We start from the raw sequence: 26,569 nt of genomic DNA, 5'->3' as shown, positions 1-26,569 counted from the left end.
CCGGTCTCAGCGGCCGTGGCTGTCGGTGTAGGCCAGCAGGGCCAGGAAGCGGGCGCGCTTGATAGCGGTGGCCAGCTGACGCTGATAACGAGCTTTGGTACCGGTGATGCGGCTTGGAACGATTTTGCCGGTCTCGGATACGTAGGCTTTCAGAGTGTTGAGATCTTTGTAATCGATCTCTTTCACGTCTTCAGCGGTGAAGCGGCAGAATTTACGACGACGGAAGAAACGTGCCATTTGATAGGCTCCTTAAAAGGTCCGTGGATTACTCGTCAGCGTTATCGCTGTTGTCGCTGTCATCACCCTCAACGCCATCAGCGTCGGAGTGCTCAGGACGGTCGCGACGCTCACGGCGCTCACTGCGGTTTTCTTCAGCCTTGAGCATCTCGGACTGGCCGGTAACGGCTTCGTCGCGACGGATGACCAGGTTACGGATCACTGCATCGTTGTAGCGGAAGTTGTCTTCCAGCTCGGCCAGGGCCTTGCCAGTGCACTCAACGTTCAGCATCACGTAGTGAGCCTTGTGAACATTGTTGATTGCGTAGGCCAGTTGACGACGGCCCCAGTCTTCCAGACGGTGGATTTTGCCGCCGTCTTCTTCGATCAGCTTGGTGTAACGCTCAACCATGCCGCCGACTTGCTCGCTCTGGTCAGGGTGGACCAGAAAGATGATTTCGTAATGACGCATGAATGCTCCTTACGGGTTGTAGCCTGCCGCTCAAAAACGGTCAGACAAGGAGTGAATGACACTTATGGACTTGCTGGCGCGGGGCACATGCGTGCCTGCCGTCACAGCAAGGGGCGCAATTGTAGAGAAGGGACTGCAGAGGTGCAAGGCAATTGGTGATTATTTGAACAATCACCGGGAGACACCTGTAGGAGCTGCCGAAGGCTGCGATCTTTTGACTTTGATTTTTCAAAACAAGATCAAAAGATCGCAGCCTCGTTTTACTCGGCAGCTCCTACAAGCCACACAGAGAGGTTTACTTCTTGACTGCAGCCTTGGCCTTGGCGCCGCGCTGACGCTGCGCTTCGAACAGGCACACGCCAGTCGCCACGGACACGTTGAGGCTGCTGACGCTACCGGCCATCGGCAGGTTCACCAGATAGTCGCAATGCTCGCGAGTCAGGCGACGCATGCCTTTGCCTTCGGCGCCCATGATCAGGATGGTCGGGCCGGTCAGGTCCTGGTCATAAATGCTGACCTCGGCCTCACCCGCCGTACCGACAACCCACAGACCGCGCTGCTGGAGCTTTTCCAGGGTGCGCGCCAGGTTGGTCACCGCCACCAGCGGAATCACTTCCGCCGCGCCGCACGCCACTTTACGCACCACCGGCGTCAGGGTCGCCGACTTGTCCTTGGGCACAATCACTGCCAGCGCGCCGGCAGCATCCGCCGAGCGCAGGCAGGCGCCGAGGTTGTGCGGGTCGGTCACACCGTCCAGCACCAGCAATAGCGGCGCGCCTTCGGTGCGATCGAGCAACTCGTCGAGCATCGCCTCACCCCAGACCTGGCTCGGACTGACGTCGGCGACCACACCCTGGTGCACACCTTCAACCCAGGCATCCATTTCGCGGCGCTCGGCCTGACCGACCTGCACACGATTTTCGTTGGCCAGTTCGATCAGGGTCTGCACGCGCGGATCGTTGCGGCTTTCGGCCAGCCAGATCTGCTTGACGCGTTTAGGGTGGTGACGCAGCAACGCTTCTACCGCGTGAACGCCGTAGATTTTTTCCAACTGACTCATGACTTCGCCTTCGGTTTACGTGCCCCGCCACTTTTGGCTGGAGCAGAACCCGCTTTCGGCGGGCCTTTACGGTGTTTGCTCGGTTTGGCTGGCTTGCCGCCGGTCGCCTTGTCAGGCGCCGACCGTCCGGTCTTTCCCCCAGACGCCGCTTTACCACCGCTTTTGGCTTCGGCCAGCAAGGCCTTCTTCAATTCACGGCTTTTGCGCAGCTCGGCGTTTTTCGCCACGGCATCGCTCGGGCGATAGGCTTCGGCCGCTTTTTCCTTGGCGGGACGACGGCTGGCGGTTTTCGCCGGGGCCTTGTCTTCCACGGCCTTGGCCGCAGGCGCTGTGGTTTCGGCGCCACGTTTCTTGCGGCCGATCGGTGCGCTGATGGTTTTTTCCGCCATCTCGAAGTCGATCTTGCGCTCGTCGAGGTCGACGCGCATGACCCGCACTTCAACGGTATCGCCAAGACGGAAGCTGCGACCGGTGCGCTCGCCCGCCAGGCGGTGATGCACAGGATCGAAGTGGTAGTAGTCGCCCGGCAGCGCGGTGACGTGTACCAGACCTTCGACGTAAATATCGGTCAGCTCGACGAACAGACCAAAACCGGTCACGGCGGTGATCACGCCCGGGAACGATTCGCCCACGCGGTCCTTCATGAACTCGCACTTGAGCCAGTTCACCACGTCGCGGGTCGCTTCGTCGGCGCGACGTTCGCTCATCGAGCACTGCTCGCCGAGTTGCTCCAGCGCCGCTTCGTCGTACGGATAGATGCGCGCCTTCGGAATGGTCATCGCACCGGCACGACGAACGTGCGGGGTGTCCTGTTTCGAATGGATCACGCTGCGGATGGCGCGGTGCGTGAGCAGGTCCGGGTAACGACGGATCGGCGAGGTGAAGTGGGTATAGGCTTCGTAGTTCAGGCCGAAGTGGCCTTCGTTCTGGGCGCTGTACACCGCCTGGCTCAGGGAGCGCAGCATCACGGTCTGGATCAAGTGGAAGTCCGGACGGTCCTTGATGCTCGCCAACAGGGCCTGATAGTCCTTCGGCGACGGGCCATCCTTGCCTTTGTGCAGGGACAGGCCGAGCTCGCCAAGGAAAGCGCGCAGTTTTTCCAGACGCTCCGGTGGCGGGCCGTCGTGGACGCGGTACAGCGCAGGGATCTCGTGCTTCTTGAGGAATTCGGCAGTGGCCACGTTGGCCGCCAGCATGCATTCCTCGATCAGCTTGTGCGCATCATTACGGGTGGTCGGGCGGATTTCGGCAATCTTGCGCTCGGAACCGAAGATGATCCGGGTTTCCTGAGTTTCGAAATCGATCGCGCCACGCACGTGACGGGCCGCCAGCAACACTTTGTACAGTGCATAAAGCTGCTTGAGGTGCGGCACCACGTCGGTGTATTCGCCGCGAAGCTTACGGGCTTCAGTGGCTTTCGGGGTTTCCAGCATCGCGCTGACCTTGTTGTAGGTCAGACGCGCGTGGGAGTGAATCACCGCCTCATAGAAGCAGTAGTCGGTCATTTCGCCGGTCTTGGAGATGGTCATCTCGCAAACCATGGCCAGACGATCAACGTGCGGGTTCAGCGAGCACAGGCCGTTGGACAGCTGCTCAGGCAGCATCGGCACCACGCGCTCAGGGAAGTACACCGAGTTGCCGCGCACCTGGGCTTCGTTGTCCAGCGCCGAACCGATTTTCACATAGCTGGAGACGTCGGCAATCGCCACGTACAACTTCCAGCCGCCGGAGAACAGGCGCAGCTTGCCCGGTTTGGCTTCGCAATAAACCGCATCGTCGAAGTCGCGAGCGTCTTCGCCGTCGATGGTGACGAACGGCAGATGGCGCAGGTCGATGCGTTTCTCTTTGTCTTTCTCTTCGACTTCAGGCTTGAGCTTGGCGGCTTCTTTGAGCACCGCCTCAGGCCAGACGTGCGGGATATCGTAGGTGCGCAGAGCAACGTCGATCTCCATGCCCGGCGCCATGTAGTTGCCGACGACTTCGATCACATCGCCTTGCGGCTGGAAGCGCGGGGTCGGCCAGTGGGTGATTTTCACCTCGACGAACTGACCGATCTGGGCATTGGCGTTGCGACCCGGAGTAACCAGCACTTCCTGCTGGATCTTCGGGTTGTCGGCCACGACGAAACCGATACCGCCCTCTTCGAAGTAACGACCGACGATGCTCTCGTGAGCACGGGACACCACCTCAACGATCACGCCTTCGCGGCGACCGCGACGGTCGAGACCGGAAACGCGGGCCAGGGCACGGTCACCGTCGAACACCAGACGCATTTGCGCCGGACTCATGAACAGGTCATCGCTGCCATCGTCCGGCACCAGGAAGCCGAAACCGTCACGGTGACCGCTGATGCGGCCGAGGATCAGGTCGAGCTTGTCCACCGGCGCATAGGTGCCACGGCGGGTATAGATCAATTGAGCGTCGCGCTCCATGGCGCGCAGGCGGCGGCGCAGGGCTTCGATCTGGTCTTCTGTGGTCAGACCAAACTCTTCGACCAGTTGCTCGCGGGCAGCGGGCGAACCCCGATCAGCAAGGTGCTGAAGGATCAGTTCGCGGCTGGGAATAGGGTTATCATATTTTTCCGCTTCACGAGCGGCCTCGGGATCGAGGGACTGCCAATCGGCCATTAGAGAGTTTTCACCTTGTCTATATGCGGGTTAGTTTGGCATAGGCGCCATCAAACGGGAAATTTCCCACTCTATAAGGCTCTTCTAAAGCCTTGTATCGACGCCTGAAAGCCCTTTTGAACACCGTCGGTAAAAAAAATCATTTTTTTTGCTGGCAGGGGTTTACAGTTAAAAAGGCGCTCCGTATAGTGCGCGCCATCGACGACGTACATACGTTGACGAGATGCCCAGGTGGTGAAATTGGTAGACACGCCAGCTTCAGGTGCTGGTGACCTTACGGTCGTGGAAGTTCGAGTCTTCTCCTGGGCACCAATTTCGAGTTTGAGACTAGATCAGTTTCAAGACTCACACAAAAACCCGCGAAAGCGGGTTTTTTGCATTCTAAGGAACGGATTTGTTAAAACCGATTAATTAAAATTAAATCAGGGGTTTACAGATCAAAAAGCGCTCCGTATAGTGCGCCACATCAACAGCGGCAACGCTCGCGATGAATGCCCAGATGGTGAAATTGGTAGACACGCCAGCTTCAGGTGCTGGTGACCTTACGGTCGTGGAAGTTCGAGTCTTCTTCTGGGCACCAATTCAAATTCAAGGTGATGACCTTGAGTTTCCCAAAAACCCGCGAAAGCGGGTTTTTGCGTTTCTGGCATTTGAAAACCAAACACTCCCCTGTAGGAGCTGCCGAAGGCTGCGATCTTTTGCTTCTTAAAAAAGCCAAATCAAAAGATCGCAGCCTTCGGCAGCTCCTACAAGGGCAGCGCAATCCGTCGTATCAGAGCAGGCGGCGTCCTGCAAGGCGCACTTGAGAAACAATATCGTTTATCATTGTTGCAAGTTTTTGCAATGCGACAGTGAGGAACCCTGCGAATGACGTTTCGAAATACCCTGCGCCGAGGCTTGACCTTCACCCTGCTCGGCCTGGCACTCGCCACTCCCCTCACCCAGGCAGCCGACGCGGTTTCCCTGACGCTCTACAACGGTCAACACAAGGAAGTCGGCGATGCGATCGCCAAAGCCTTCGAGGCCAAGACCGGCATTCACGTCAATGTGCGCAAGGGCAGCAGCAACCAACTTGCAAGCCAGGTCATCGAAGAAGGCGGCCGCTCCCCCGCCGATGTGATCTACACCGAAGAATCCCCGCCGCTGAACAATCTTGGCGAACAAGGCCTGCTGGCCAAGACCGATGACGCCACGCTGGCCGTATTGCCGAAAGAGTATGTCGCCGGCAACGGCACCTGGATCGGCGTCACCGCACGAGTTCGCGTGGTTGCCTACAACCCGAAGCTAATCGATGAAAAGGATCTGCCGCAATCGGTACTCGGCTTCTCCGATCCGAAATGGCAAGGCAAGGTCGGCTTCGTGCCAACCAGCGGCGCCTTTCAGGAACAAGCCGTGGCCATCATCAAAGTGCACGGACGCGACGCCGCCGAAGAATGGCTGACCGGTCTGCGCGCCTTCGGCAAGACCTACAGCAACAACATGGTCGCACTCAAAGCCGTGGAAAACGGTGAAGTCGCCACTGCCCTGGTGAACAACTACTACTGGTTCGCCCTGCAACGCGAGAAAGGCCAACTCGACTCGAAACTGCACTATTTCACCGACGGCGACGTCGGCGGGCTGATCACCGTGTCCAGCGCTGCAGTATTGAAGTCCAGCAAACACCCGAAAGAAGCCCAGCAGCTCCTTGCCTATATGGCCAGTGAGGAAGGCCAGCGCGTGATCACTCAGACCACCGCCGAATACCCGCTGCACAAGGGTATGGAATCGGATCGCGGTCTCAAGCCATTCAGCGAACTGCAAGCGCCGAATGTCACCCCGGCCGACCTGGGCAACGCCGAAGAAGCCCTGGAACTGGAACGTGAAGTTGGCCTGAACTGATGGCCGCATCGTTATCCGCCCCCGCCGCGCGCGGGGGTTACGTGCCACGGCGCAAGCGGCCGTCGGTCTGGCTGGTGCTACCGGTATTGCTGCTGGTGCTGCTGAGCCTGTTGCCGCTGGCCTACGTCGGCCTGAAAGCCTGGCAGGCCGGCTGGGCCGAGGCACTGCATTTGCTGTGGCGCCCGTATGTGTTCGGCTTGTTGCGCAACACATTGGCGCTGATGGTGGGCGTGACGCTCACCTGCGGCGTGATCGGCCTGTCGCTGGCCTGGCTGCTGGAGCGCAGCAATCTGCCGGGACGGCGCCTGTGGGGCGTGATTCTGTGCCTGCCGTTCGCCGTGCCGGCGTTTGTCAGCAGCTTCACCTGGGTCTCGTTGAGTGCACAGTTCGAAGGCCTCGGCGGAGCGATTCTGGTGATGAGCCTGTCGAAATACCCGCTGATCTTTCTGCCGGTCGCAGCGACCCTGCGCAACCTCGACCCCTCCCTCGAAGAGTCCGCCCGCACCTTGGGGCAGAACCGCTGGGGCGTGTTTTTCCGCGTCACCCTGCCGCTGCTCTGGCCGTCCCTGCTGGCCGGCTCGCTGCTGATTGCCCTGCACATGCTGGTGGAATTCGGCGCGCTGTCGATCATCGGCCTGCAAACCTTCACCACAGCGATCTATCAACAATTCGAACTGGAGTTCAGCAACGCCAACGCGGCAATGCTTTCGGCGGTATTGCTTGCGCTGTGTCTGGCCCTGCTGTGGCTGGAGCTGCGCGTACGCGGCAAGGGCCGACATGTGCGTACCGGTCAGGGCGCGGCGCGTCAGGCCGAACAAGTCCGTCTCGGGCCATGGGCCGTGGTTGGCCAGTTGTATTGCCTGCTGCTGGCGATCGTCGGCAGCGGGATTCCGCTGGGCATGCTCGCGTATTGGCTGGCGGTCGGTTCGTCAGCAGCGTTCCCGGTCGCCGCGATCACTGAAGCCCTGCTGTCGTCGCTGGCCTTGTCACTGGGCGGCGCGGCGTTGTGCCTGCTGCTGGCGGTGCCGGTCGGGTTGCTGGTGGTCCGTTACAAGGGCCAACTGGCGATCTGGGCCGAGCGTCTGCCGTATCTGTTGCACGCGCTGCCGGGGCTGGTGATTGCGTTGACGCTGGTGTATTTCGCCCTGCATTACGTGCCGGCGCTGTACCAGACTTCGGCATTGCTGCTGATTGCCTACGCGTTGCTGTTTTTGCCACTGGCGCAGGCGCCGATTCGCACGGCACTGAACAAGGCGGCACCGCAACTGGAAGAAGCCGCACGTACGCTGGGCGCGTCGTCGTTCACGGCGTTTTGCCGGGTAACCCTGCCGATCATCTTTCCGGCCTTGGGTGCGGCGTTTGCCCTGGTGTTTCTGGATGCGATGAAGGAGCTGACGGCGACGCTGTTGCTGAGTCCGACCGGGCTCAACACCTTGGCGACCGAGGTTTGGGCGCATACGGCGAATGTCGAGTTCGCGGCGGCGGCGCCTTATGCGGCGTTGCTAATCGTGGTGTCGGGGTTGCCGGTGTATCTGCTGACGACACGGATGTATCTGAGCCGCTGAAAGATTGCAGCCTGCGGCAGCGCCTACAGGGGAATTTGCGTTTCCTGTAGGCGCTGCCGCAGGCTGCGATCTTTTGATCTTAGGCCCTGAACTGCCCCAGGCTCGCCTTCAACTGCGCCGCCAAGCCATCCAGCACCTTGCCACTCGCCGTGGTTTCCACCACCGCCTGAGCCGCTTTCTCGGCCTGGGCATGGATCGTCTCGACCCGCCCGCGCACCGCTTGCGCGCCCTGCGCCTGATGCGCCGCTGCCTGCGTGGCCAGGCCGATCGCCGCGTGCACCTGCTCGACTGACGCCTGTACCGATTGCTGCAACCGCGCACTGTCGCGCAACACCAGCAAACCTTCGCTGGCCTGACGCCCGGCCTGACCGATCGCTTCTACCGCTTCACGCGCGCCCTGCTGCAACGCGACGATGTGCGCCTGAATATCGCCGGTAGAGCTTTGTGTCTTGCTCGCCAAGGCGCGCACTTCGTCTGCCACTACTGCGAAACCACGCCCGGTCTCGCCGGCCCGTGCCGCTTCAATGGCCGCATTGAGCGCCAACAGGTTGGTCTGCTCGGCGATGCCGTGGATCACCGTCAGCACCACTTCAATCTGTTCGCTCTGCTGCGCCAGTCGCTCAATGACTTTTGCCCCCGTGTCGACCTGCCCGGCCAGCGCTTCGATCAGGCTGCCGACCTTGGCTGAAGTGCGGGTGTTTTCGTCGGTGGCCTGGCGGATGTCCACCACCTGCTTCAACGCCGCTTGCATCGCGTGGCTTTCCGATTGCGCCTCGTCGGCCATTTGCGACAACGCGCGCAGGCTCTCAGCCACCTCATCGCGCTGCATCCCCGCCGCCGCGTCGGCGCCGGCATTGCGCAGGGTCATGGCGCCGATTTCCACGCCGGTACGCTGGGCCACGTCACCCGCCTCGCGCACGATCGGCTGCAACTTATCCACAAAGCGATTGACCGCCGACGCCATGTCGCCGATCTCGTCCTTGCTGTTGATCTGCACGCGCTTGGTCAGATCGCCCTCGCCCGCCGCCAGATCGTCCATCGCCGCGTTGAGCATCTTCAGACGATTGACCACCCGATGCCCCAGCACCACCGCCAGCAACAGCAGCACGCCGCAGCCGACCAGCGCCAGGCCCATGCCGATGCGCCAGCGTAATGTCGCAGCGGCGTCCTGCACGGTGCTGCTGGTGTTGGCTTTCATCTCGGCCGCGGTGGTTTGCGCCGACTGCAGGCGCGCCTGCATCGCTGCGGCGCTGTCAGCGGCGGCGCCCTTGAGGCTGTCGCCCACCAGTTGATCGCTGCTGGCGATCAGCGCCGAGAAGCGCTGGTCGAGCGCGGCCAGATCGGTTTCCACCGAGGCCGTCGAAACGCCCATCAGCACTTTGCCGATTTCCACGCCATTGGGGTTGATCGAGGCTTCGAGGTAGTAGACCGACGGATCGTTTTTCGCCGCGTCCAGCACCTTGTCCAGTGCCCGTTCGCCTTGGCCTTTTTCCAGCAGAGCCTTGTTGATCGGGTTTTCGCGGTTGAGGTAGCGGGTCAGGTGCTGCCCGGTGGCGTCGTCGTAGACCACGAACAACACATTGGGATTGCGCTGGGCGCGCCGGGCGAACTCGGACAGGGTCGGCACGTCGCTGTCCCACATGGCGCGAGGCGCGACCGAGGCCAGCAACTGGGCCATGTCATTGGCCGAGTCCTTCAGGTCTTTTTCCAAAGTCGTACGCAGCTGTGCCTGCTCGTCCTTCAGACGCGCGGACAAGCCGGCGGTCAAACGCTGGCGGGTACTTGAGGACAGATTATCGAGACTCGACGTGACTTCACGCCCGGCCTGTTCCAGCTCGCCCGAGAGCTTCTGGCTGTCGGCGCCCAGGCGAACGCCGAGGTCGGCCTCCAGCGCCGTGACCGTGCTTCGTGTCAGGGCGACCGCCACGAGCACTTGCACCAAAAGGGCGATACCAAGGGTAACGAACACGGGCCGCAACAAACGGCTTTGTAACAGTGAGAGAACGGCCGACACTGTGAATCCCTCTACTTCTGACGCCATTAATTTGATGGCACTCTTGTAGACAGATTTACAGCAAAGGTCATGCCGTCCAACCGGCATAAACGACAAAGGCCCCGATTAAGGGGCCTTTGTTTTTTACATCAACGACTTATCAAGCGAACGGATGACGCAGAACGATGGTTTCGTTGCGATCCGGACCCGTCGAAATAATGTCGATCGGCGCGCCGATCAACGCTTCAACGCGTTTGATGTAGGCACGAGCGTTAGCCGGCAGCTCTTCCAGGGTCTTGGCGCCCACGGTCGATTCGGTCCAGCCCGGCACTTCTTCGTACACAGGCTGCAGGCCTACGTAGCTGTCAGCGTCGGTCGGAGCAACGGCGTTGCCTTGTGCATCTTTGTAGCCGGTGCAGATGTTGATGGTTTCCAGACCGTCGAGTACGTCCAGCTTGGTCAGGCAGATACCCGAAATGCTGTTCACATCGATAGCGCGACGCAGGATAACGGCATCGAACCAGCCGCAACGACGGGCACGGCCGGTGGTAGCGCCGAACTCGTGACCTTGCTTGGCCAGGTGCGCACCGACTTCGTCAAACAGCTCAGTCGGGAACGGGCCCGAACCGACGCGAGTGGTGTAAGCCTTGGTGATGCCCAGGATGTAATCCAGGAACATCGGGCCAACGCCCGAACCGGTCGCCACGCCACCAGCGGTGGTGTTGGAGCTGGTCACGTACGGATAGGTACCGTGGTCGATGTCGAGCAACGAACCCTGGGCGCCTTCGAACATGATGTCTTTGCCGGCGCGGCGCAGGTCGTGCAGCTCGGCCGTCACGTCCAGCATCAGTGGCTTGAGCAGCTCAGCGTATTCCTTGCACTCGGCCAGAGTCTTTTCGAACTCGATGGCCGGCTCTTTGTAGTAACCCACCAGCATGAAGTTGTGGTAGTCCACCAGTTCACGCAGCTTGTCTTCGAAGCGCGGCATGTTGAGCAGGTCGCCAACGCGCAGGCCACGACGTGCAACCTTGTCTTCGTACGCCGGGCCGATGCCGCGACCGGTAGTACCGATCTTCAGCTCGCCACGGGCCTTTTCACGGGCCTGGTCCAGCGCCACGTGGAAGGACAGGATCAGCGGGCAGGACGGGCTGATACGCAGGCGCTCGCGCACCGGTACGCCTTTCTCTTCCAGCTTGGTGATCTCGCGCAGCAGGGCGTCAGGTGCAACCACCACGCCGTTGCCGATCAGGCACTGCACGCCTTCGCGCAGCACGCCCGACGGGATCAGGTGCAAGACGGTTTTTTCGCCGTCGATCACCAGGGTGTGGCCAGCGTTGTGGCCACCTTGGTAGCGCACTACGGCGGCAGCATGTTCGGTCAGCAGATCAACGATCTTGCCTTTGCCCTCATCACCCCATTGGGTGCCCAGGACTACGACATTCTTACCCATAACACTTGTCCTCATTCGCGCAAACTTGGTGCCGGCGTTGGCCGGCAGGAAAACTCAAGAAGCCAGTGGCGATACTTGCCAAAGCCCGTTCTGCTGAATCAATTGCCGGTCGCAGTCCGCATCACGGGCGGCGGCCAAAGGTTGTCCAGGCAGCGCCTGAACGACACGCTGACCCTCACTGCGCAACTGGCAAACCTGCTGCCAGAGTGCCGCATCCGTACTGTCAGGCATCCAGATACCGCCAGACGGTAGCTCGATCTCAGCACGCCCCAGGGTCACCAGGGTTTTCAAATCGGTAGAGAAGCCGGTCGCCGGACGGGCACGACCGAAGTCGGCACCGATGTCATCGTAACGACCACCCTGAGCGATGGACTGACCCACGCCTGGTACAAACACCGCGAACACCACACCGGTGTGGTAGTGATAGCCGCGCAGCTCGCCCAGATCGAAGTACAACGGCAGATCCGGGAAACGCACTGACAGACGCTCGGCGATCGCCAGCAAGTCTTCCAGCGCGGCCAGCACCGGCGCCGGTGCATTGGCCAAACGCTCACGGGCGGCGGCCAGCACTTCACGTCCGCCACACAGGTCGACCAGTGCCCGCAGCATGTCGGACAGATCGGCCGGCAGGCCTTCGGTCAAGGTAATGACCTCGTCGATGGCCTTGCGTTGCAACGCATCGAACAACTGCTGCTCGACTTCACCGGACAGACCGGCGGCACGCGCCAGACCACGATAGATGCCGACATGACCGAGATCCATGTGCACATCCGGCACATCGGCCAGTTGCAACATGGCCAGCATCAGGCTGATCACTTCAACGTCGCTGCTCGGGCTGGCATCGCCGTACAACTCGGCGCCCAACTGGATCGGGCTGCGCGAGGACGACAGTGCACGCGGCTGGGCATGCAGCACGCTGCCGGCGTAGCACAGACGGCTCGGGCCTTCGCGACGCAGGGTGTGCGCATCGATGCGCGCCACTTGCGGCGTGATGTCGGCACGGAACCCCATCTGCCGGCCCGACTGCGGGTCGATGACCTTGAAGGTCCGCAGATCCAGGTCCTGGCCCGCACCGGTCAGCAGGGATTCCAGGTACTCGATATGGGGAGTCACGACAAACTCGTAACCCCAGCTCTGGAACAGATCCAACACCTGACGACGCGCGACTTCAATGCGCGCCGCTTCCGGTGGCAGTACTTCTTCGATGCCATCTGGCAGCAGCCAGCGGTCTACCGTTGCCATTACGCCATTCCCCTTTGATCCGGGCGGCCTGCCTGCGGGCGAGCCTTGAGTGAAGCAGAAAATGACCGACCCGTTCAAAACGCACGCGCATGAACGACGCGGCGAAAGGCCTGTTACCGGCTTCGCCCATCACTTTCCTCGAAAAACGCTCGGGCCATTCAACCCGATGCCTGCAACAAAAAACAGCAATCAAACGTGCAGACGCAAAAAAGCCGGGAATTTCCCGGCTGCCGCATCATACACACGTTTTCCCAAAGGATCACCCCGCCCGAGGTTTTAGCCGCCGGGCGGAGCGATTCAGGTCAACGCCGTATCAAGGCTTGGACTTTTCCAGGTAACGGAAGAAGTCGCTGCTTGGGTCGAGAACCATGACATCGGATTTGTTCGCGAAGCTTTCACGGTAGGCGCGCAGGCTACGGTAGAAACCGTAGAACTCCTGATCCTGACCGTAGGCCTTGGAGTAGATCGCAGCGGCCTGGGCGTCACCGTCACCGCGAACCTCTTCGGATTCACGATAGGCTTCAGCCAGCAGTACGCGGCGCTGACGATCGGCGTCGGCACGGATGCCTTCGGCCAGCTCGTTACCCTTGGCGCGGTGCTCGCGGGCTTCACGCTCACGCTCGGTGCTCATACGCTCGAACACGCTGCGGTTCACTTCCTTCGGCAGATCGATGGCCTTGACCCGGACATCGACTACTTCGATACCCAGCTCTTTTTCCGCCATCGAGTTCAGCGATGCAGTGATGTCAGCCATCAACGCATCACGCTCACCCGACACCACTTCGTGCAGGGTGCGCTTACCGAACTGGTCACGCAGACCCGATTCCAGACGACGGGACAGACGCTCGTCGGCGATCTGCTTGAGGCCGGACGTCGCGGTGTAGAAGCGCTCGGCATCTTTCACCCGCCACTTGGCGTAGGCATCGACCATCACGGCTTTCTTTTCCAGGGTCAGGAAACGCTGTGTCGGTGCATCCAGCGTCATCAGACGTGCGTCAAATTTACGCACCTGGTTAACGTAAGGCACCTTCACATGCAGACCCGGCTGAACATCGGCCTGAACCACACGACCGAACTGCAGCAGCACCGCGCGCTCGGTCTGAGCCACGATGTAGAAGCAGTTCCAGCCAACCAGAACCACAACGACGCCAACAATCAGGGCGATCAGCGATTTATTGCTCATCAGCGGGTCTCCCTTGTGCGTGTCTGCGGCAGGTCAGTGACATGCGGCGCGACGTCCGTGTTGTTGCTGGCAGCGGCCGAACCGGTCACCGGTGCATTGCTGCCACCCGAACTGTTCTGAATCATCTTGTCCAACGGCAGGTAAAGCAGGTTGCTCTGGCCGTTCTTGTTGCCGGTCACGAGTACCTTGCTGGTGTTGCTGAAGACTTCCTGCATGGTGTCCAGATACAGACGCTGGCGGGTGACTTCAGGTGCCTTGCGATACTCGGCGACCAGCTTGGTGAAGCGGTCGGCCTCACCCTTGGCGCGCGATATCGTTTCGTCACGGTAACCATTGGCATCTTCGAGGATGCGCTGGGCCTGACCACGGGCTTCCGGCACGACGCCGTTGGCGTAGGTTTCCGCCTGGTTGCGCGAACGCTGCTCGTCTTCACGGGCGCGGATCACGTCGTCGAAAGCTTCCTGCACTTCACGCGGGGCTGCCGCGTTCTGTACGTTCACCTGGGTGACGGTGATACCGGTGCGATAGGTATCGAGGAAGCGTTGCAGACGCTCCTTGATTTCGCTGGCCATCAATTCACGACCTTCGGTCAGCACCTGGTCCATGGCGGTGGAACCCACCACGTGGCGCAGGGCGCTGTCAGTCGCATGCTGCAGGCTGATTTCCGGCTGATCGACGTTCAGCACGAAGTCCTGCAGGTTGGTGATCTTGTACTGCACGGTCAGCGGCACTTCGACGATGTTCTCGTCTTCGGTCAGCATCTGCCCCTGCTTGGTGTACGCACGCTCACGCGTGACGTTTTCCATGTACTTTTTATCGATCGGCGGGAAGTAGATGTTCAGGCCCGGGCCGACCGTCTCGTAGTACTTGCCGAAGCGCAGCACCACGGCTTGCTCCTGCTCGTCGACCACATAGACCGCGCTGTACAGCCAGACAGCCGCCAGCACCACGAGGCCGATGCCGAGCAGACCGCCGAAGCCGCCACCGCTCCTGCCCGAACCACCGCCGTCATCACCACCGCGTTTCTTACCACCACCGAACAACCCGTTCAGGCTTTCCTGCAGCTTTCGGAAGGCCTCGTCGAGATCCGGTGGCCCCTTGCGGTCGCCGTTATTGCGGCGCTTGCCACCCCAAGGATCCTGATTATTCGAGTTGCCACCCGGCTCATTCCAAGCCATAGCGCTCTCCATCTGATAAAGCAAAGACGCACCCACGGCGCGCCGACCAATGCTACAGAATGCCTGCCGTTGCGGCACAACCGCTTTGCCAGGCTTTTATTGCAAAGTGTGTTGCTCGATGAATTCCATCGGCTGCAATCCCTCGCGGCTTACCAGTCGATTCAACTCGACCCGGGGCAAACGAACGGCCAGCAGGCAGATGCCTTCTTCGTCGTGCTCTTCTTTCTGCACCGCACCGAGCTCGAAGAACTGCGCACGCAGTCGAGCGAACCGTTGCGGCAGGCGCAATGTCCCCACGAACAAATCACTGCCCAGCAACTCGGCAATGGCTTGTTCAAGCAATTCCAGACCCGTGCCATCGCGCGCCGACAACCAGACCCGTTGCGGCTTGCCATCGGCATCGCGCTGGATCTGAGGCTCAACGCCTTCAAGCAAATCGAGTTTGTTGTATACCTCCAGGATCGGCAAGTCCTGGGCCCCGATCTCGCCCAGCACTACCATCACTTGCTCGATCTGCAACATGCGATCCGGTTCGGCCGCATCGATCACGTGCAACAGCAGGTCGGAGTTGCTCGACTCTTCGAGCGTAGACCGAAATGCCTCGACCAGCTTGTGTGGCAAGTGGCGAATGAAACCTACGGTGTCCGCGAGAACAATCGGCCCCAGGTCGTCCAGTTCCAGACGGCGCAAGGTCGGGTCCAGTGTGGCGAACAACTGGTCAGCCGCGTACACCTCGGACTTGGTCACGTTATTGAACAGCGTGGACTTACCGGCGTTGGTGTAGCCCACCAGAGATACGGTAGGGATATCGGCACGCGAACGACCGCGTCGCGATTGCTCGCGCTGGCTGCGGACTTTTTCCAGTCGGCCCTTGATCTGGCGCAGGCGAACCCGCAGCAGACGGCGGTCGGTTTCCAGCTGGGTTTCACCCGGGCCACGCATGCCGATACCGCCACCCTGACGCTCAAGGTGAGTCCAGCCACGAACCAGACGGGTGCTCATGTGGTCAAGCTGGGCCAGTTCGACCTGGAGCTTGCCTTCATGGGTACGCGCGCGTTGGGCGAAAATATCGAGAATCAGGCCGGTACGGTCGATCACGCGACACTCGAAAACACGTTCGAGGTTACGTTCCTGACTGGGCGTGAGAATGTGATTGAAAATCACCAGATCGGCCTTTTCGGCATGGACCAGGTCGCGCAGTTCCTCGACCTTGCCGCTGCCAATCAGGAATTTGGCGGTTGGCCGATGACGCGGTACGTTAAAAAACGCAACGGTCTCGGCGCCCGCCGAATTAGCCAATTCCTGAAACTCCTGCGGATCTTCGCGCGCCTCAGGGTCCTGACCATCCAAGTGAACGAGGATCACTCGCTCACCACCACCGTGGCGCTCAAAGAACAAAGGAGACTCCTATCAGGCGTTACCTGGCTCAGCGTCACCTGCATCGGATTCGGTTGCGCTAGGCAGACGAATTGGACGTACTGGCACGACTGTAGAGATAGCGTGTTTGTAAACCATCTGGCTGACGGTGTTTTTCAGCAGGATAACGAACTGGTCGAACGACTCGATCGTGCCCTGCAGTTTGATACCGTTGACCAGGTAGATGGAAACCCCAACTTTCTCTTTACGTAAAGTATTCAAGTAAGGGTCTTGTAGCGAATGCCCTTTTGACATGTGCCGCACTCCTTTAAGGATTCAATAATAAAAATAGGTAATTCAGATGGCTTTGGCCGCCACACCCCCAAGGATAGACGGCAATTGCAAGGACTCAGCTCAATATGGAGATGGTCCCAAGGTATTTCAAGGCGCGTGGCAGATTGTCGCAATCAAGACTGTCCAGCCAGTGCAGATCTTCCCAGCTGCGCAGCCAGGTGAACTGGCGTTTGGCCAATTGACGCGTGGCAATGATGCCGCGTTCCTGCATTTCGGCTAACGACAGCTTGCCGTCCAGGTAGTCCCAGACTTGGCGGTAGCCTACCGCACGTATAGACGGCAACCCCGAATGCAGGTCACTTCTTTTACGCAGGGCTACGACCTCGTCGATGAACCCCTGTTCCAGCATATTTGTGAATCTTTGTTTAATGCGCTCGTGCAGTACCTGGCGATTTGCCGGAGCAATGGCCAAGTTCGCGACAGTATAGGGCAATTGTTGCCGTCCCGAAGCGGCTGCTTCAGTACTTTGCGCAGATTGTTGCTGACGCAGCGCAGTCATGCTCTGACCGCTGACCCGATAAACCTCCAGCGCCCGACTCAGACGCTGTGGATCGTTGGGATGAATGCGCGCCGCTGACTCCGGGTCGATCACCGCCAATTGTTCGTGCAGGGCTTGCCAGCCAAGGCGTGCAGCTTCTTCTTCGATCTGCGCGCGGACCTCGGGATCCGCCGCCGGCATGTCCGCCAGGCCTTCGACCAATGCCTTGTAATAAAGCATCGTCCCACCGACCAGCAGCGGAATCTTCCCGCGCGCGGTGATGTCGGCCATGGCTTGCAGGGCATCGCGGCGGAAATCGGCGGCGGAATAGGCCTCCGCCGGGTCGAGGATGTCGATCAAACGGTGCGGAAACTCGGCCAGCAGCTCTTTCGAAGGCTTGGCGGTGCCGATGTCCATGCCGCGATAAACCAGCGCCGAATCGACACTGATCAGCTCGCATGGCAGCACCTTGGTCAGCTCGATGGCCAGGTCGGTCTTGCCCGCAGCGGTCGGGCCCATCAGGAAAATCGCTGGAGGAAGCTGGCTCATCAACGACCGCGCAGGAACAGTTTGTCCAGATCGTCCAGGCCCAATTGGGTCCAGGTCGGTCGGCCATGGTTGCATTGACCGCTGCGCTCGGTGTTTTCCATGTCGCGCAGCAGACCGTTCATTTCCGGCAAGGCCAGACGCCGATTGGCGCGGATCGCGCCGTGGCAGGCCATGGTCCCGAGCAGTTCGTTCAGGTGCGCCTGAATCCGGTCGCTGGTGCCGTATTCCATCAGGTCCGACAGCACGTCGCCCACCAGACGGTTGGCCTCGGCCTGTTTGAGCAGCGCCGGAATCTGTCGGATCGCCAGGGTTTCCGGGCCCAGACGCTGCAGTTCGAAGCCCAGGCGCTGGAACCACGCGGCATGCTCTTCGGCGCAATCGGCTTCACGCTGACTGACCGCCAGCGACTCTGGCACCAGCAATGGCTGGCCGCTCAGGCCTTCACTGGCCATGGCGATCTTCAAGCGCTCATACATGATCCGCTCGTGGGCGGCGTGCATGTCCACCAGCACCAGGCCCTGGGCGTTCTCGGACAAGATGTAGATGCCCTTGAGCTGCGCCAGTGCGTAACCGAGCGGCGGAATATCCTCCTGACCGGCCGGCAATGCGTTGGCATTGGCTTCCGGCAGCGGCGCAAAAAACTCGCGGTAGGCAGCCTGCGCCTCAGCGGCTGGCGGCACCGCGGATTGCGGCCGCGGCGTGTACTGATACTGATAAGCACCGCCAGCACTGGCACCCGACGACGTATTGAACGCCGGTTGCGCCTGCGGCTGCTCCAGCAGCGCATTGGCCGCCAGACGCATTTCGCCTTGCGGGCCGAACTCACCCGCCTCGATGCCGGTTGGGCGGACAATGGCCGTGGTGACAGAACCGGCAAGCTGATCTTCCGGGCGCACATCGCCCAGCGCGCGGTGCAGCGTGCCATAAAGGAAGTCATGCACCATGCGCCCGTCACGGAAGCGCACTTCGTGTTTGGTCGGGTGCACGTTGACGTCGACCGCCGCCGGATCGACCTCGAAAAACAGCGCGAAGGTCGGATGACGGCCATTGAACAGCACGTCGCGATAAGCCTGGCGCACCGCGTGGGCCACCAGTTTGTCGCGCACCGCACGGCCGTTCACGAAGAAATACTGCAAATCCGCCTGACTGCGGTTGAAGGTCGGCAACCCGACCCAGCCCCACAGGTGCAGGCCATTGCGCTCGATCTCGATCGGCAGCGCCTGCTCCAGAAAACCCGAGCCGCAAATCGCCGCCACACGCCGGGCGCGGGCCGCGTCATCGTGGGCCTCGTGAAGACTGAGGATGGTCTTGCCGTTGTGGCGCAGGTGGAAAGCCACGTCAAAACGCGCCAGTGCCAGACGCTTGATCACTTCTTGCAGGTGATCGAATTCGGTTTTTTCGGTCTTGAGAAACTTGCGCCGCGCCGGGGTATTGAAGAACAGGTCGCGCACTTCCACCGACGTACCGACAGGATGTGCCGCCGGCTGCACCCGAGGTGCCATGTCGCGACCTTCGGTCTCGACCTGCCAGGCCTGATCGGCGTCGCGGGTGCGCGAGGTCAGGGTCAGGCGCGCCACGGAGCTGATCGACGCCAGTGCCTCGCCACGGAAACCGAGGCTCATCACCTGCTCGAGGTCTTCGAGGTTGCGAATCTTGCTGGTGGCGTGACGGGCCAAGGCCAGCGGCAGATCGTCGGCGGAAATGCCGCTGCCGTCATCACGCACTCGCAACAGCTTGACGCCGCCCTGCTCAACGTCGACGTCGATGCGTTTGGCACCGGAATCGAGGCTGTTTTCCAGCAGTTCCTTGATCACCGAGGCCGGGCGTTCAACCACCTCACCGGCGGCGATCTGGTTCGCCAGCCGTGGGCTGAGCAGTTCGATGCGTGCGGCGTTCAACAGCTGATTCATTCTTTGGACGCCAGTTCGGTGCCAGGAATGGTCAGGTGCTGACCGATTTTAAGCTCATCGCTGCTGAGGTTATTGGCACTGCGCAGGGCCGCAGGCGACACCTGATAACGCACCGCAATCATCGCCAGCGTCTCGCCCGGACTCACGCGGTGATCGCGCGGGCCCTGGGCGATCTTGCCCGAGTCACGCAGCCAGGCAATGTAGGTGCCCGGTGGCGGGTTTTGCTGGAAGAACTGGCGCACGCCGCTGCTGATCGAGCGGGCCAGCGCCTGCTGGTGGCTCGAGGCCGACAGCTTCGAGGCTTCATTGGCGTTAGAGATAAACCCGGTTTCGACGAGGATCGACGGAATATCCGGCGACTTCAGCACCATGAACCCGGCCTGTTCCACACGCTGTTTGTGCAGCGGCGTCACGCGACCGATGTTGGTCAGGACTTTCTGGCCGACGTTGAGGCTGGAAGTCAGCGACGCCGTCATCGACAAGTCGAGCAGCACACCGGCGAGCATGCGGTCCTTGTCGTCGAGGCTGACGTTGCCGGCACCGCCGATCAGGTCGGAACGGTTTTCGCTGTCGGCCAGCCAACGGGCGGTCTCCGAGGTTGCACCGCGATCGGACAAGGCAAACACCGAAGCACCGAACGCTGCCGCAGACGGCGCGGCGTCGGCGTGAATCGAGACGAACAGGTCCGCACCCTTCTTGCGCGCGATTTCGGTACGGCCGCGCAACGGGATGAAGTAGTCGCCGGTGCGGGTCAGCTCGGCACGGAAGCCTTTCATGCCGTTGACCTGACGCTGCAGTTCGCGGGCGATCTGCAGCACCACGTCTTTTTCACGCTGGCCGCGCGAGCCGGACGCACCCGGGTCTTCGCCGCCGTGGCCAGCGTCGATCACCACGATGATGTCGCGCTTGCCGGCCGGGGCCGGCGGCAACTTGATGGCAGGTTCGGAAGGAGTGACCGGCACCGCTGGTACCGTCGCCACTTGTGGCGTCGGCGCAGGTGGCGGTGCGGCATCGGCCGGGTTGTCGAACAGGTCGACCACCAGCCGGTTGCCGTATTGCGCGTTGGGCGCCAGCGAGAAGCTTTTCGGGGTGACGGCTTTTTTCAGGTCGATGACCACCCGCAGGTCGGTCGGCGTGCGCTGGGCCGAGCGCATCGCGGTGATCGGTGTGTTGGCGGTCGAGACTTTCAGCGGCGCACCCAGAGTGGCGCCATTGATGTCGATCACCAGCCGATCCGGTGCGGTCAGGGTGAAGACGCTGTGCTGCACCGGGCCGCTCAGGTCGAAGACCAGTCGCGTGTTATCCGGCGCCCGCCACAGGCGCACGCTGTTGACCTTTGTGTCGGCCACAGCGTTGACGGCCACTGCCATCAACATCAGTCCTGCGGCAGCCACCAACGCGCGAAAGCGCATACCTAACCCCATCATTTAATTGGATTCCAATGCCAAAGCGGCACACCAGGCCCCGCCACGCGAGCCCTGGGATAAAATTTTCAGCGAACGCCCGCTGTCTTGCGGGCTAATGGTAATGGTCAGGTCAGGCTTTGGCAAAAAGCCTGCACCTTTATCGGGCCACTCGATCAGGCACAGGGCATCGTCTTCGAAATAGTCGCGGATGCCAAGAAACTCCAACTCCTCCGGATCGACCAGGCGATACAGGTCGAAGTGGAAGGCGCGTACGTCGCCAATCTCGTAGGGTTCGACCAGAGTGAAGGTCGGACTTTTTACCGCGCCGACGTGCCCCAGACCACGAATGATGCCCCGCGACAACGTGGTTTTGCCCATGCCCAGGTTGCCCTCGAGAAAAATCAGCCCATGGCCCTGGGTAACGCGGGCGATGCGTGCGCCAAAGTCGCTCATCGCCTGTTCATCGGCCAGGTACAGGGTTACTTCAGACACGGTGCATGCTCCTCCAACAACTGACGAATGACTGGAATCAGATCACTGGCCGCCAGCCCACGGCCGAATTTACCTTGTTGTGCGCCGGCATTGGCATGCAGCCAGACCGCCAGGCACGCTGCTTCGAAGCCGTCCATGCCTTGCGCCAGCAACGCGCCGGTCAGACCGGCGAGTACATCACCGAGGCCGGCAGTGGCCATGGCCGGATGGCCCTGATGACACAGCGCCAGACGTCCATCGGGATGGGCGATCAAGCTGCCGGCGCCTTTGAGCACGACGACGGCGGAGTATTTCTTGCTCAGCGCATGTGCCGCTGCCGGGCGATCGGCCTGCACCTCGGCGGTACTGATCCCCAGCAAACGCGCCGCCTCACCCGGATGCGGCGTGATCACGCAATCCTTCGGCAGACTGACAACACCGCTGGCCAGCAGATTCAATGCATCGGCGTCCCACACCTGTGGCAGCGCCGCGTTCGCCGCAGCCGACAGCAGCGCCCGCCCCCAACTCGCCTGCCCCAGCCCCGGCCCGACGACCAGCACCGAGACTTTCTCCAGCAGGCTCATCAACTGATTGGCCGATGAAGCGCCCAGCGCCATGGCTTCCGGTACGCGGGCCAGCGCTGCCGGGATATGCTCCGGGCGCGTCGCCAGCGAGACCATGCCCGCACCACTGCGCAAGGCAGTTTCGGTACTGAGCAGGATCGCGCCGCCAAAGCCATGGTCGCCGCCAATCAACAGCACATGGCCGAAGCGGCCTTTGTGGGAGGTCGGCGCACGCGCAGGCAGACGCGGCAGATTAGCCGCGTTGAGCCGGCGAGCGACGAGCGGAATGTCACTGTAAGTTTCAGGCGTAGCTTGCAGATCGTTGAACACCCGTTCGCCGACACAATCTGCCGCATCTCCGGTGAACAGCCCCAGCTTCAGACCAATGAACGTCACCGTCAGGTCAGCGCGCACCGCGAGCCCCAACGCTCGCCCGGTGTCGGCGCACAATCCGGAAGGAATATCGACTGCCACTACCGGCAGGCCACTGGCGTTGATCGCGGCAATGGCTGAGGCATAGGGTTCACGTACGTCGCCACTCAAACCGGTGCCGAGCAACGCATCGAGGACCACGCCGCGCAACTCGGCCTGAGCGCTCCAGCCCTGCACCGCAACACCTTCGGCGAGTGCCTCGGCATGCGCCAGCGCCGCGTCGCCCTGCAAACGCTGCGGCTCACCGACCGCCAGCACCCGCACCGCCCAACCGGCACGCTGTGCCAGCACCGCCACCAGATAACCGTCCCCAGCGTTGTTGCCACGCCCGGCCAGCACGGTCAGCTCAGTCGCTGAGGGCCAGCGCCGCACCAACGCGCGCCAGCACGCATATGCGGCGCGCTGCATCAATTCGAAGCCCGGCGTGCCGGCGGCGATCAGCCGTGCGTCGAGTGCTCGCACCTGGGCGGCAGCGTACAGCGCGTCGGGTAATTCATCTTTCGTGTGCGGCATGCGTCTTCGGGCTCCGATGTCTGGCAGAATTATACGCACCTCAGCTCCGGTTTCTCTCGCCTCATGTCCGCCATCACCACAGATCTGCCCACCCTCGCCCAATCGATCAAGGATTGGGGCCGCGAGCTGGGCTTCCAGCAAGTCGGCATCAGCGGTCTGGACCTGGCCGAGCATGAGCAGCACCTGGAGCGCTGGCTCGCCGCCGGCTACCACGGCGAAATGGATTACATGGGCGCCCATGGCAGCAAACGCTCGCATCCCGAACAGCTGGTGCCCGGCACGTTGCGCGTGGTTTCGCTGCGCATGGACTACCTGCCCGGCGACACGCAAATGGCGCAAATGCTGGCGCAACCGGAAAAAGCCTACGTTTCGCGTTATGCCTTGGGCCGCGATTACCACAAATTGATCCGTAAGCGCGTGCAACAATTGGCCGACAAGATTCAGGCCGAGATCGGCCCATTCGGTTTTCGTGCGTTCGTCGACAGTGCCCCGGTGCTGGAAAAAGCCATCGCCGAGCAAGCCGGACTGGGCTGGATCGGTAAAAACACGCTGGTGTTGAACCGCAAGGCCGGCAGCTATTTCTTCTTGAGCGAACTGTTCGTCGATCTGCCGCTCCCGGTGGACGAACCGCACAGCACCGAACATTGCGGTCGCTGCACGGCGTGCCTGGACATCTGCCCGACCAACGCTTTCGTCGGGCCGTATGTGCTGGACGCCCGGCGCTGCATCTCTTACCTGACCATCGAACTGAAAAACGCCATCCCCGAAGACCTGCGCCCGCTGATCGGCAACCGTGTGTTCGGCTGCGACGACTGCCAGATCGTCTGCCCGTGGAACCGCTTCGCTCGGCCGTCCGGGGAAAGCGACTTCAAGCCACGGCACAATCTGGACAACGCCGAACTGGCCGAGCTGTTTCTGTGGGACGAGGACAAATTTCTCAGCAGCACCGAAGGCTCGCCGCTACGCCGCGCCGGTTACGAACGCTGGTTGCGCAATCTGGCCGTGGGCCTGGGCAATGCGCCGTCGAGCATTCCGGTGCTGGAAGCCTTGAAGGCGCGCCGCGACTACCCGTCAGAGCTGGTGCGTGAACATGTCGAGTGGGCGCTGAAACAGCACGCTGAACGCCGTATTTGAGACTACGCCGGTTTTCTCCACTTGGCCGAGCGCCCCTTACCTGTCGGCTCAATCAGTCCTTCTGCTTTTAGTGATCGTAAAACCAGGCGCACTGTATCGCGGCTGACTCCCGGGCAGGACTCTTCAATTTCCGAGATGGCAAAAGGGAGGACTCGCTTCAAGGCTTCGTCTCTGATTCGATCGCTTTTACCCCCTCGACGCTTCTCTATCGTGCCCACTCGTACCTCGAACTCTTTGTACGCTCTAAGCAATGCCCCCCAGAAATAATCCAGCCATGGCCGAACATCGTGCGTACCCTCGTGCCACCCCTGAGAACTCAGCTCGAATGTTGCGTAATAGCCTTCCTTTGATTCCTCAAATATCCGTTCAAGACTGATAAATCGCCCGACTCTGTAATCAAATTGATAGAGCAGCAGCAATGTCAACAGACGAGCGACGCGACCGTTACCGTCAGAGAAGGGGTGTATGCAGAGGAAGTCGAGGACAGTTAACGGCACCAAAACCAGAGGGTCAGCTAGATTCAATGCCAACGCACGGTGGTAATGCGCCAAGGTTTCAGTCACCGCAATAGGGGTCATATGAGCAGAAACTGGTTGGAAGCGAATCCGCGATGAACCATCGGCATGGCGCTCGATGATGTCGTTATTCATCGCCTTCCATTCACCACCATCCTGAGGTAGATAGCGGTAAAGAAGACCGTGTAACTGTCTAAAAACACCTTCGGAAAATGGCATCCCATCGGCAGATTCATGGATGAGCGAAAGTGCGTCCCGATAGCCAGCAATTTCCTGTTCGGATCGGCTTTTGGGGTCAGCGTTTTTGCTCATCAGTGACTTCAATCGCGCTGGCGCGACAGTCACACCTTCGAGTCGGTTAGATGACTCCGTGGATTCAATCACGGCTATCTGCGTAAGCCCTTGGAGGACCTGCGGCGATTGAGCAACGAACAGTTGTTGCTTACCCCGAAACTCTCCCAATGCACGAAGCGTCGAAATCTGAAGACCGTCGAAGCGCAAGGCGTCAAGAAATTCCGGGGTGAGTGAGTGCATGATTCAGGCAACCTTCTGAATGAGGTAAAAAAGAACTTAAAAGGGTATTTAAGAAAGAAATACCCCATTTAAACTATATTTTTTACCCTATTTAGAGGTGTGGCATCTATGCAACATTCCCAACAGGATATTTCCACGTGCCCGCCAGAGTGACGTCAAGGTGCGTCGTTATAAACGAACTTGGGCATTTCCCAGTGGAAACGGATCGCCAGCAGCCGTAGCAGAAAACCGCCGAACAGGGTGATCAGGATCGCCTGCTCGCCCGGCACATTCAGGTACAGACAGAGCATGTAGCACCACGCCGCCGCGAACGAGACGCTGGCGTACAGCTCGCGACGGAAGATCAGCGGGATGTCGTTGCAGAAGATGTCGCGCAGGATGCCGCCGAAGACACCGGTGATCACGCCGCTGACCGAAGCCACCAGCATGCCGTGGCCCATTTCCAGCGCCGTCATGCAGCCGATCAGGGTGAACGCCACCAGGCCAACCGCATCGAGCACCAGAAACAGCGAACGCAGATGACGCATCCAGCGGGCGGTGAACACGGTGAGCATCGCTGCCGCCGAGGTCAGCACCAGGTATTCCGGGTGTTTGACCCAGGTCAGTGGGTAGTGCCCCAGCAACACGTCGCGCACCGAACCACCACCCAGCGCCGTGACACAGGCGATCAGCACCACCCCGAACCAGTCCATGCCGCGCCGTCCGGCAGACAGCGCGCCGGTCATGGCTTCAGCGGTAATGGCAATCAGATAGAGCATCAGCAACATGGCGGCGGTCCTGGCAGGAAGGCGCGCAGTCTAGCCATTTCAGCGTCGCACCAGAAGAGGGCGCGAACACGACGATCCCCTGTAGGAGCTGCCGCAGGCTGCGATCTTTTGACTTTGACTCTGAAAAACAGGATCAAAAGATCGCAGCCTTCGGCAGCTCCTACAGGGGCAGCATCAGAACTTGATGAAGTGCTTGCGGTAGTGCTGCAGCTCGGCGATCGATTCGCGGATGTCGTCCAGCGCCAGGTGGGTGCTGCCCTTCTTGAAGCTGTCGCGTACGTCCGGCGCCCAGCGCGCGGCCAGTTCCTTGAGCGTCGAGACGTCGAGGTTGCGGTAGTGGAAGTAGTTTTCCAGCGCCTTCATGTGGGTATAAAGGAAGCGGCGGTCCTGGCAGATGCTGTTGCCGCAGATCGGCGACTTGCCCTTCGGCACCCACTTTTCCAGGAACGCGATGGTTTCGGCCTCGGCTTCAGCCATGCTGATGCGGCTGTCTCGCACACGCTGGGTCAGGCCCGAGTTGCCGTGGGTGCGGGTGTTCCACTCGTCCATGCGGGCGAGCACTTCGTCACTGTGATGAATGGCGATCACCGGGCCTTCGGCCAGGGTGTTCAGGTCACTATCGGTGACGATGGTGGCCATTTCGATGATGACGTCGTTTTCCGGATCCAGACCGGTCATTTCCAGGTCGATCCAGATCAGGTTCTGCGGGTTTTGCATATTCGG

At 60.8% G+C, this 26,569-nt stretch carries 22 protein-coding genes and 2 tRNA genes; 5 read left to right on the top strand and 19 right to left on the bottom strand.

The features are described 5' to 3' along the window. Nucleotides 1-6: 6 nt before the first annotated feature. From rpsR to rnr, 4 genes are all read right to left on the bottom strand, one after another. On the bottom strand, nucleotides 7-237 hold the full coding sequence (gene rpsR, locus NN484_RS19720; RefSeq protein WP_002551829.1) for a 30S ribosomal protein S18: 231 nt from the start codon (nucleotides 235-237) through the stop codon (nucleotides 7-9). A 28-nt stretch (nucleotides 238-265) separates the two neighbouring features. Continuing rightward, entirely contained in the window at nucleotides 266-688 is a 423-nt protein-coding gene (gene rpsF, locus NN484_RS19715; RefSeq protein WP_003221133.1) for a 30S ribosomal protein S6, read from the bottom strand. A 295-nt stretch (nucleotides 689-983) separates the two neighbouring features. Further along, nucleotides 984-1,748: a 23S rRNA (guanosine(2251)-2'-O)-methyltransferase RlmB gene (gene rlmB / locus NN484_RS19710; RefSeq protein ID WP_127649020.1), complete on the bottom strand. Its 765-nt coding sequence runs from the start codon at nucleotides 1,746-1,748 to the stop codon at nucleotides 984-986. Then, nucleotides 1,745-4,375: a ribonuclease R gene (rnr, locus tag NN484_RS19705; protein ID WP_274657698.1), complete on the bottom strand. Its 2,631-nt coding sequence runs from the start codon at nucleotides 4,373-4,375 to the stop codon at nucleotides 1,745-1,747. Before rnr ends, rlmB begins: the two co-directional genes overlap by 4 nt. A 225-nt stretch (nucleotides 4,376-4,600) precedes the next feature. Here rnr and NN484_RS19700 point away from each other — a divergent pair. From NN484_RS19700 to NN484_RS19685, 4 genes are all read left to right on the top strand, one after another. Then, nucleotides 4,601-4,687 (top strand) — tRNA-Leu (locus tag NN484_RS19700). Nucleotides 4,688-4,868: 181 nt separating this feature from the next. Next, a tRNA-Leu gene (locus tag NN484_RS19695) sits at nucleotides 4,869-4,955 on the top strand. Between the two features lie 287 nt (nucleotides 4,956-5,242). After that, a complete protein-coding gene (locus tag NN484_RS19690; protein WP_274657697.1) occupies nucleotides 5,243-6,253 on the top strand; it encodes an extracellular solute-binding protein in 1,011 nt (336 codons plus the stop codon). After that, nucleotides 6,253-7,818, top strand: coding sequence for an ABC transporter permease (locus NN484_RS19685; protein WP_274657696.1), 1,566 nt, complete (start codon nucleotides 6,253-6,255; stop codon nucleotides 7,816-7,818). The genes NN484_RS19690 and NN484_RS19685 overlap by 1 nt, the downstream gene beginning before the upstream one ends. Nucleotides 7,819-7,897: 79 nt before the next feature. Here the strand turns inward: NN484_RS19685 and NN484_RS19680 are convergent, their stop codons facing one another. The 12 genes from NN484_RS19680 to NN484_RS19625 form a co-directional block, all read right to left on the bottom strand. Continuing rightward, nucleotides 7,898-9,832 carry a methyl-accepting chemotaxis protein gene (locus NN484_RS19680; RefSeq protein WP_215501323.1) on the bottom strand — a complete coding sequence of 645 codons (1,935 nt, stop codon included), beginning with the start codon at nucleotides 9,830-9,832 and terminating at the stop codon, nucleotides 7,898-7,900. 139 nt (nucleotides 9,833-9,971) lie between these two features. Continuing rightward, nucleotides 9,972-11,261, bottom strand: a complete 1,290-nt coding sequence (locus tag NN484_RS19675) for an adenylosuccinate synthase (protein ID WP_127649015.1) — start codon at nucleotides 11,259-11,261, stop codon at nucleotides 9,972-9,974. Between the two features lie 54 nt (nucleotides 11,262-11,315). After that, nucleotides 11,316-12,503, bottom strand: a complete 1,188-nt coding sequence (locus NN484_RS19670) for an ATP phosphoribosyltransferase regulatory subunit (RefSeq protein WP_127649014.1) — start codon at nucleotides 12,501-12,503, stop codon at nucleotides 11,316-11,318. Nucleotides 12,504-12,816: 313 nt separating this feature from the next. Continuing rightward, the gene (hflC, locus tag NN484_RS19665) at nucleotides 12,817-13,686 is read right to left on the bottom strand and encodes a protease modulator HflC (protein ID WP_025110148.1); all 870 of its coding nucleotides are present in this window, start codon (nucleotides 13,684-13,686) and stop codon (nucleotides 12,817-12,819) included. Beyond that, entirely contained in the window at nucleotides 13,686-14,864 is a 1,179-nt protein-coding gene (hflK, locus tag NN484_RS19660; protein ID WP_064585707.1) for an FtsH protease activity modulator HflK, read from the bottom strand. The genes hflC and hflK overlap by 1 nt, the downstream gene beginning before the upstream one ends. A gap of 96 nt (nucleotides 14,865-14,960) precedes the next feature. After that, complete coding sequence (gene hflX, locus NN484_RS19655; protein ID WP_127649013.1) at nucleotides 14,961-16,262, bottom strand: ribosome rescue GTPase HflX; 1,302 nt, start codon at nucleotides 16,260-16,262, stop codon at nucleotides 14,961-14,963. A 12-nt stretch (nucleotides 16,263-16,274) separates the two neighbouring features. Further along, nucleotides 16,275-16,535 carry an RNA chaperone Hfq gene (gene hfq, locus NN484_RS19650; RefSeq protein WP_003221112.1) on the bottom strand — a complete coding sequence of 87 codons (261 nt, stop codon included), beginning with the start codon at nucleotides 16,533-16,535 and terminating at the stop codon, nucleotides 16,275-16,277. A 94-nt stretch (nucleotides 16,536-16,629) separates the two neighbouring features. Next, a complete protein-coding gene (gene miaA / locus NN484_RS19645; RefSeq protein WP_127649012.1) occupies nucleotides 16,630-17,601 on the bottom strand; it encodes a tRNA (adenosine(37)-N6)-dimethylallyltransferase MiaA in 972 nt (323 codons plus the stop codon). Continuing rightward, the gene (gene mutL / locus NN484_RS19640) at nucleotides 17,601-19,502 is read right to left on the bottom strand and encodes a DNA mismatch repair endonuclease MutL (RefSeq protein ID WP_215501409.1); all 1,902 of its coding nucleotides are present in this window, start codon (nucleotides 19,500-19,502) and stop codon (nucleotides 17,601-17,603) included. The genes miaA and mutL overlap by 1 nt, the downstream gene beginning before the upstream one ends. A 5-nt stretch (nucleotides 19,503-19,507) precedes the next feature. Next, on the bottom strand, nucleotides 19,508-20,887 hold the full coding sequence (locus NN484_RS19635) for an N-acetylmuramoyl-L-alanine amidase (protein WP_414891273.1): 1,380 nt from the start codon (nucleotides 20,885-20,887) through the stop codon (nucleotides 19,508-19,510). Nucleotides 20,888-20,938: 51 nt separating this feature from the next. Continuing rightward, nucleotides 20,939-21,409, bottom strand: a complete 471-nt coding sequence (gene tsaE / locus NN484_RS19630) for a tRNA (adenosine(37)-N6)-threonylcarbamoyltransferase complex ATPase subunit type 1 TsaE (protein WP_215501322.1) — start codon at nucleotides 21,407-21,409, stop codon at nucleotides 20,939-20,941. Continuing rightward, a complete protein-coding gene (locus NN484_RS19625) occupies nucleotides 21,397-22,896 on the bottom strand; it encodes an NAD(P)H-hydrate dehydratase (protein WP_215501321.1) in 1,500 nt (499 codons plus the stop codon). The genes tsaE and NN484_RS19625 overlap by 13 nt, the downstream gene beginning before the upstream one ends. Before the next feature lie 63 nt (nucleotides 22,897-22,959). On the opposite strand from NN484_RS19625, the gene queG reads away from it, so the two are divergent. Continuing rightward, nucleotides 22,960-24,030, top strand: a complete 1,071-nt coding sequence (queG, locus tag NN484_RS19620) for a tRNA epoxyqueuosine(34) reductase QueG (RefSeq protein ID WP_274657695.1) — start codon at nucleotides 22,960-22,962, stop codon at nucleotides 24,028-24,030. A 2-nt stretch (nucleotides 24,031-24,032) separates the two neighbouring features. On the opposite strand, the gene NN484_RS19615 is transcribed toward queG, so the two are convergent. From NN484_RS19615 to orn, 3 genes are all read right to left on the bottom strand, one after another. Next, nucleotides 24,033-25,079: a Fic family protein gene (locus NN484_RS19615; protein ID WP_215501319.1), complete on the bottom strand. Its 1,047-nt coding sequence runs from the start codon at nucleotides 25,077-25,079 to the stop codon at nucleotides 24,033-24,035. Nucleotides 25,080-25,234: 155 nt separating this feature from the next. After that, nucleotides 25,235-25,846, bottom strand: a complete 612-nt coding sequence (locus tag NN484_RS19610; protein ID WP_215501318.1) for a trimeric intracellular cation channel family protein — start codon at nucleotides 25,844-25,846, stop codon at nucleotides 25,235-25,237. A 174-nt stretch (nucleotides 25,847-26,020) separates the two neighbouring features. Continuing rightward, nucleotides 26,021-26,563, bottom strand: a complete 543-nt coding sequence (gene orn / locus NN484_RS19605; protein WP_127649007.1) for an oligoribonuclease — start codon at nucleotides 26,561-26,563, stop codon at nucleotides 26,021-26,023. Nucleotides 26,564-26,569: the final 6 nt, after the last annotated feature.

The organism is Pseudomonas serboccidentalis (genome assembly GCF_028830055.1).
GTDB lineage: Bacteria > Pseudomonadota > Gammaproteobacteria > Pseudomonadales > Pseudomonadaceae > Aquipseudomonas > Aquipseudomonas serboccidentalis.
Note: the sequence above shows the minus strand (reverse complement) of the source record. Positions and strands in the feature narration are given on the sequence as shown.

Excerpts from the sequence above, each read along its gene's own strand:
- rnr (WP_274657698.1), bottom strand. The coding sequence starts at position 4,375 with ATGGCCGATTGGCAGTCCCTCGATCCCGAGGCCGCTCGTGAAGCGGAA.
- NN484_RS19675 (WP_127649015.1), bottom strand. The coding sequence starts at position 11,261 with ATGGGTAAGAATGTCGTAGTCCTGGGCACCCAATGGGGTGATGAGGGC.
- NN484_RS19625 (WP_215501321.1), bottom strand. The coding sequence starts at position 22,896 with ATGCCGCACACGAAAGATGAATTACCCGACGCGCTGTACGCTGCCGCC.
- rlmB (WP_127649020.1), bottom strand. The coding sequence starts at position 1,748 with ATGAGTCAGTTGGAAAAAATCTACGGCGTTCACGCGGTAGAAGCGTTG.
- NN484_RS19690 (WP_274657697.1), top strand. The coding sequence starts at position 5,243 with ATGACGTTTCGAAATACCCTGCGCCGAGGCTTGACCTTCACCCTGCTC.
- hflC (WP_025110148.1), bottom strand. The coding sequence starts at position 13,686 with ATGAGCAATAAATCGCTGATCGCCCTGATTGTTGGCGTCGTTGTGGTT.
- hfq (WP_003221112.1), bottom strand. The coding sequence starts at position 16,535 with ATGTCAAAAGGGCATTCGCTACAAGACCCTTACTTGAATACTTTACGT.
- NN484_RS19635 (WP_414891273.1), bottom strand. The coding sequence starts at position 20,887 with ATGTTGATGGCAGTGGCCGTCAACGCTGTGGCCGACACAAAGGTCAAC.
- NN484_RS19685 (WP_274657696.1), top strand. The coding sequence starts at position 6,253 with ATGGCCGCATCGTTATCCGCCCCCGCCGCGCGCGGGGGTTACGTGCCA.
- queG (WP_274657695.1), top strand. The coding sequence starts at position 22,960 with ATGTCCGCCATCACCACAGATCTGCCCACCCTCGCCCAATCGATCAAG.
- hflK (WP_064585707.1), bottom strand. The coding sequence starts at position 14,864 with ATGGCTTGGAATGAGCCGGGTGGCAACTCGAATAATCAGGATCCTTGG.
- rpsR (WP_002551829.1), bottom strand. The coding sequence starts at position 237 with ATGGCACGTTTCTTCCGTCGTCGTAAATTCTGCCGCTTCACCGCTGAA.
- orn (WP_127649007.1), bottom strand. The coding sequence starts at position 26,563 with ATGCAAAACCCGCAGAACCTGATCTGGATCGACCTGGAAATGACCGGT.
- NN484_RS19615 (WP_215501319.1), bottom strand. The coding sequence starts at position 25,079 with ATGCACTCACTCACCCCGGAATTTCTTGACGCCTTGCGCTTCGACGGT.
- miaA (WP_127649012.1), bottom strand. The coding sequence starts at position 17,601 with ATGAGCCAGCTTCCTCCAGCGATTTTCCTGATGGGCCCGACCGCTGCG.
- NN484_RS19610 (WP_215501318.1), bottom strand. The coding sequence starts at position 25,846 with ATGTTGCTGATGCTCTATCTGATTGCCATTACCGCTGAAGCCATGACC.
- rpsF (WP_003221133.1), bottom strand. The coding sequence starts at position 688 with ATGCGTCATTACGAAATCATCTTTCTGGTCCACCCTGACCAGAGCGAG.
- NN484_RS19670 (WP_127649014.1), bottom strand. The coding sequence starts at position 12,503 with ATGGCAACGGTAGACCGCTGGCTGCTGCCAGATGGCATCGAAGAAGTA.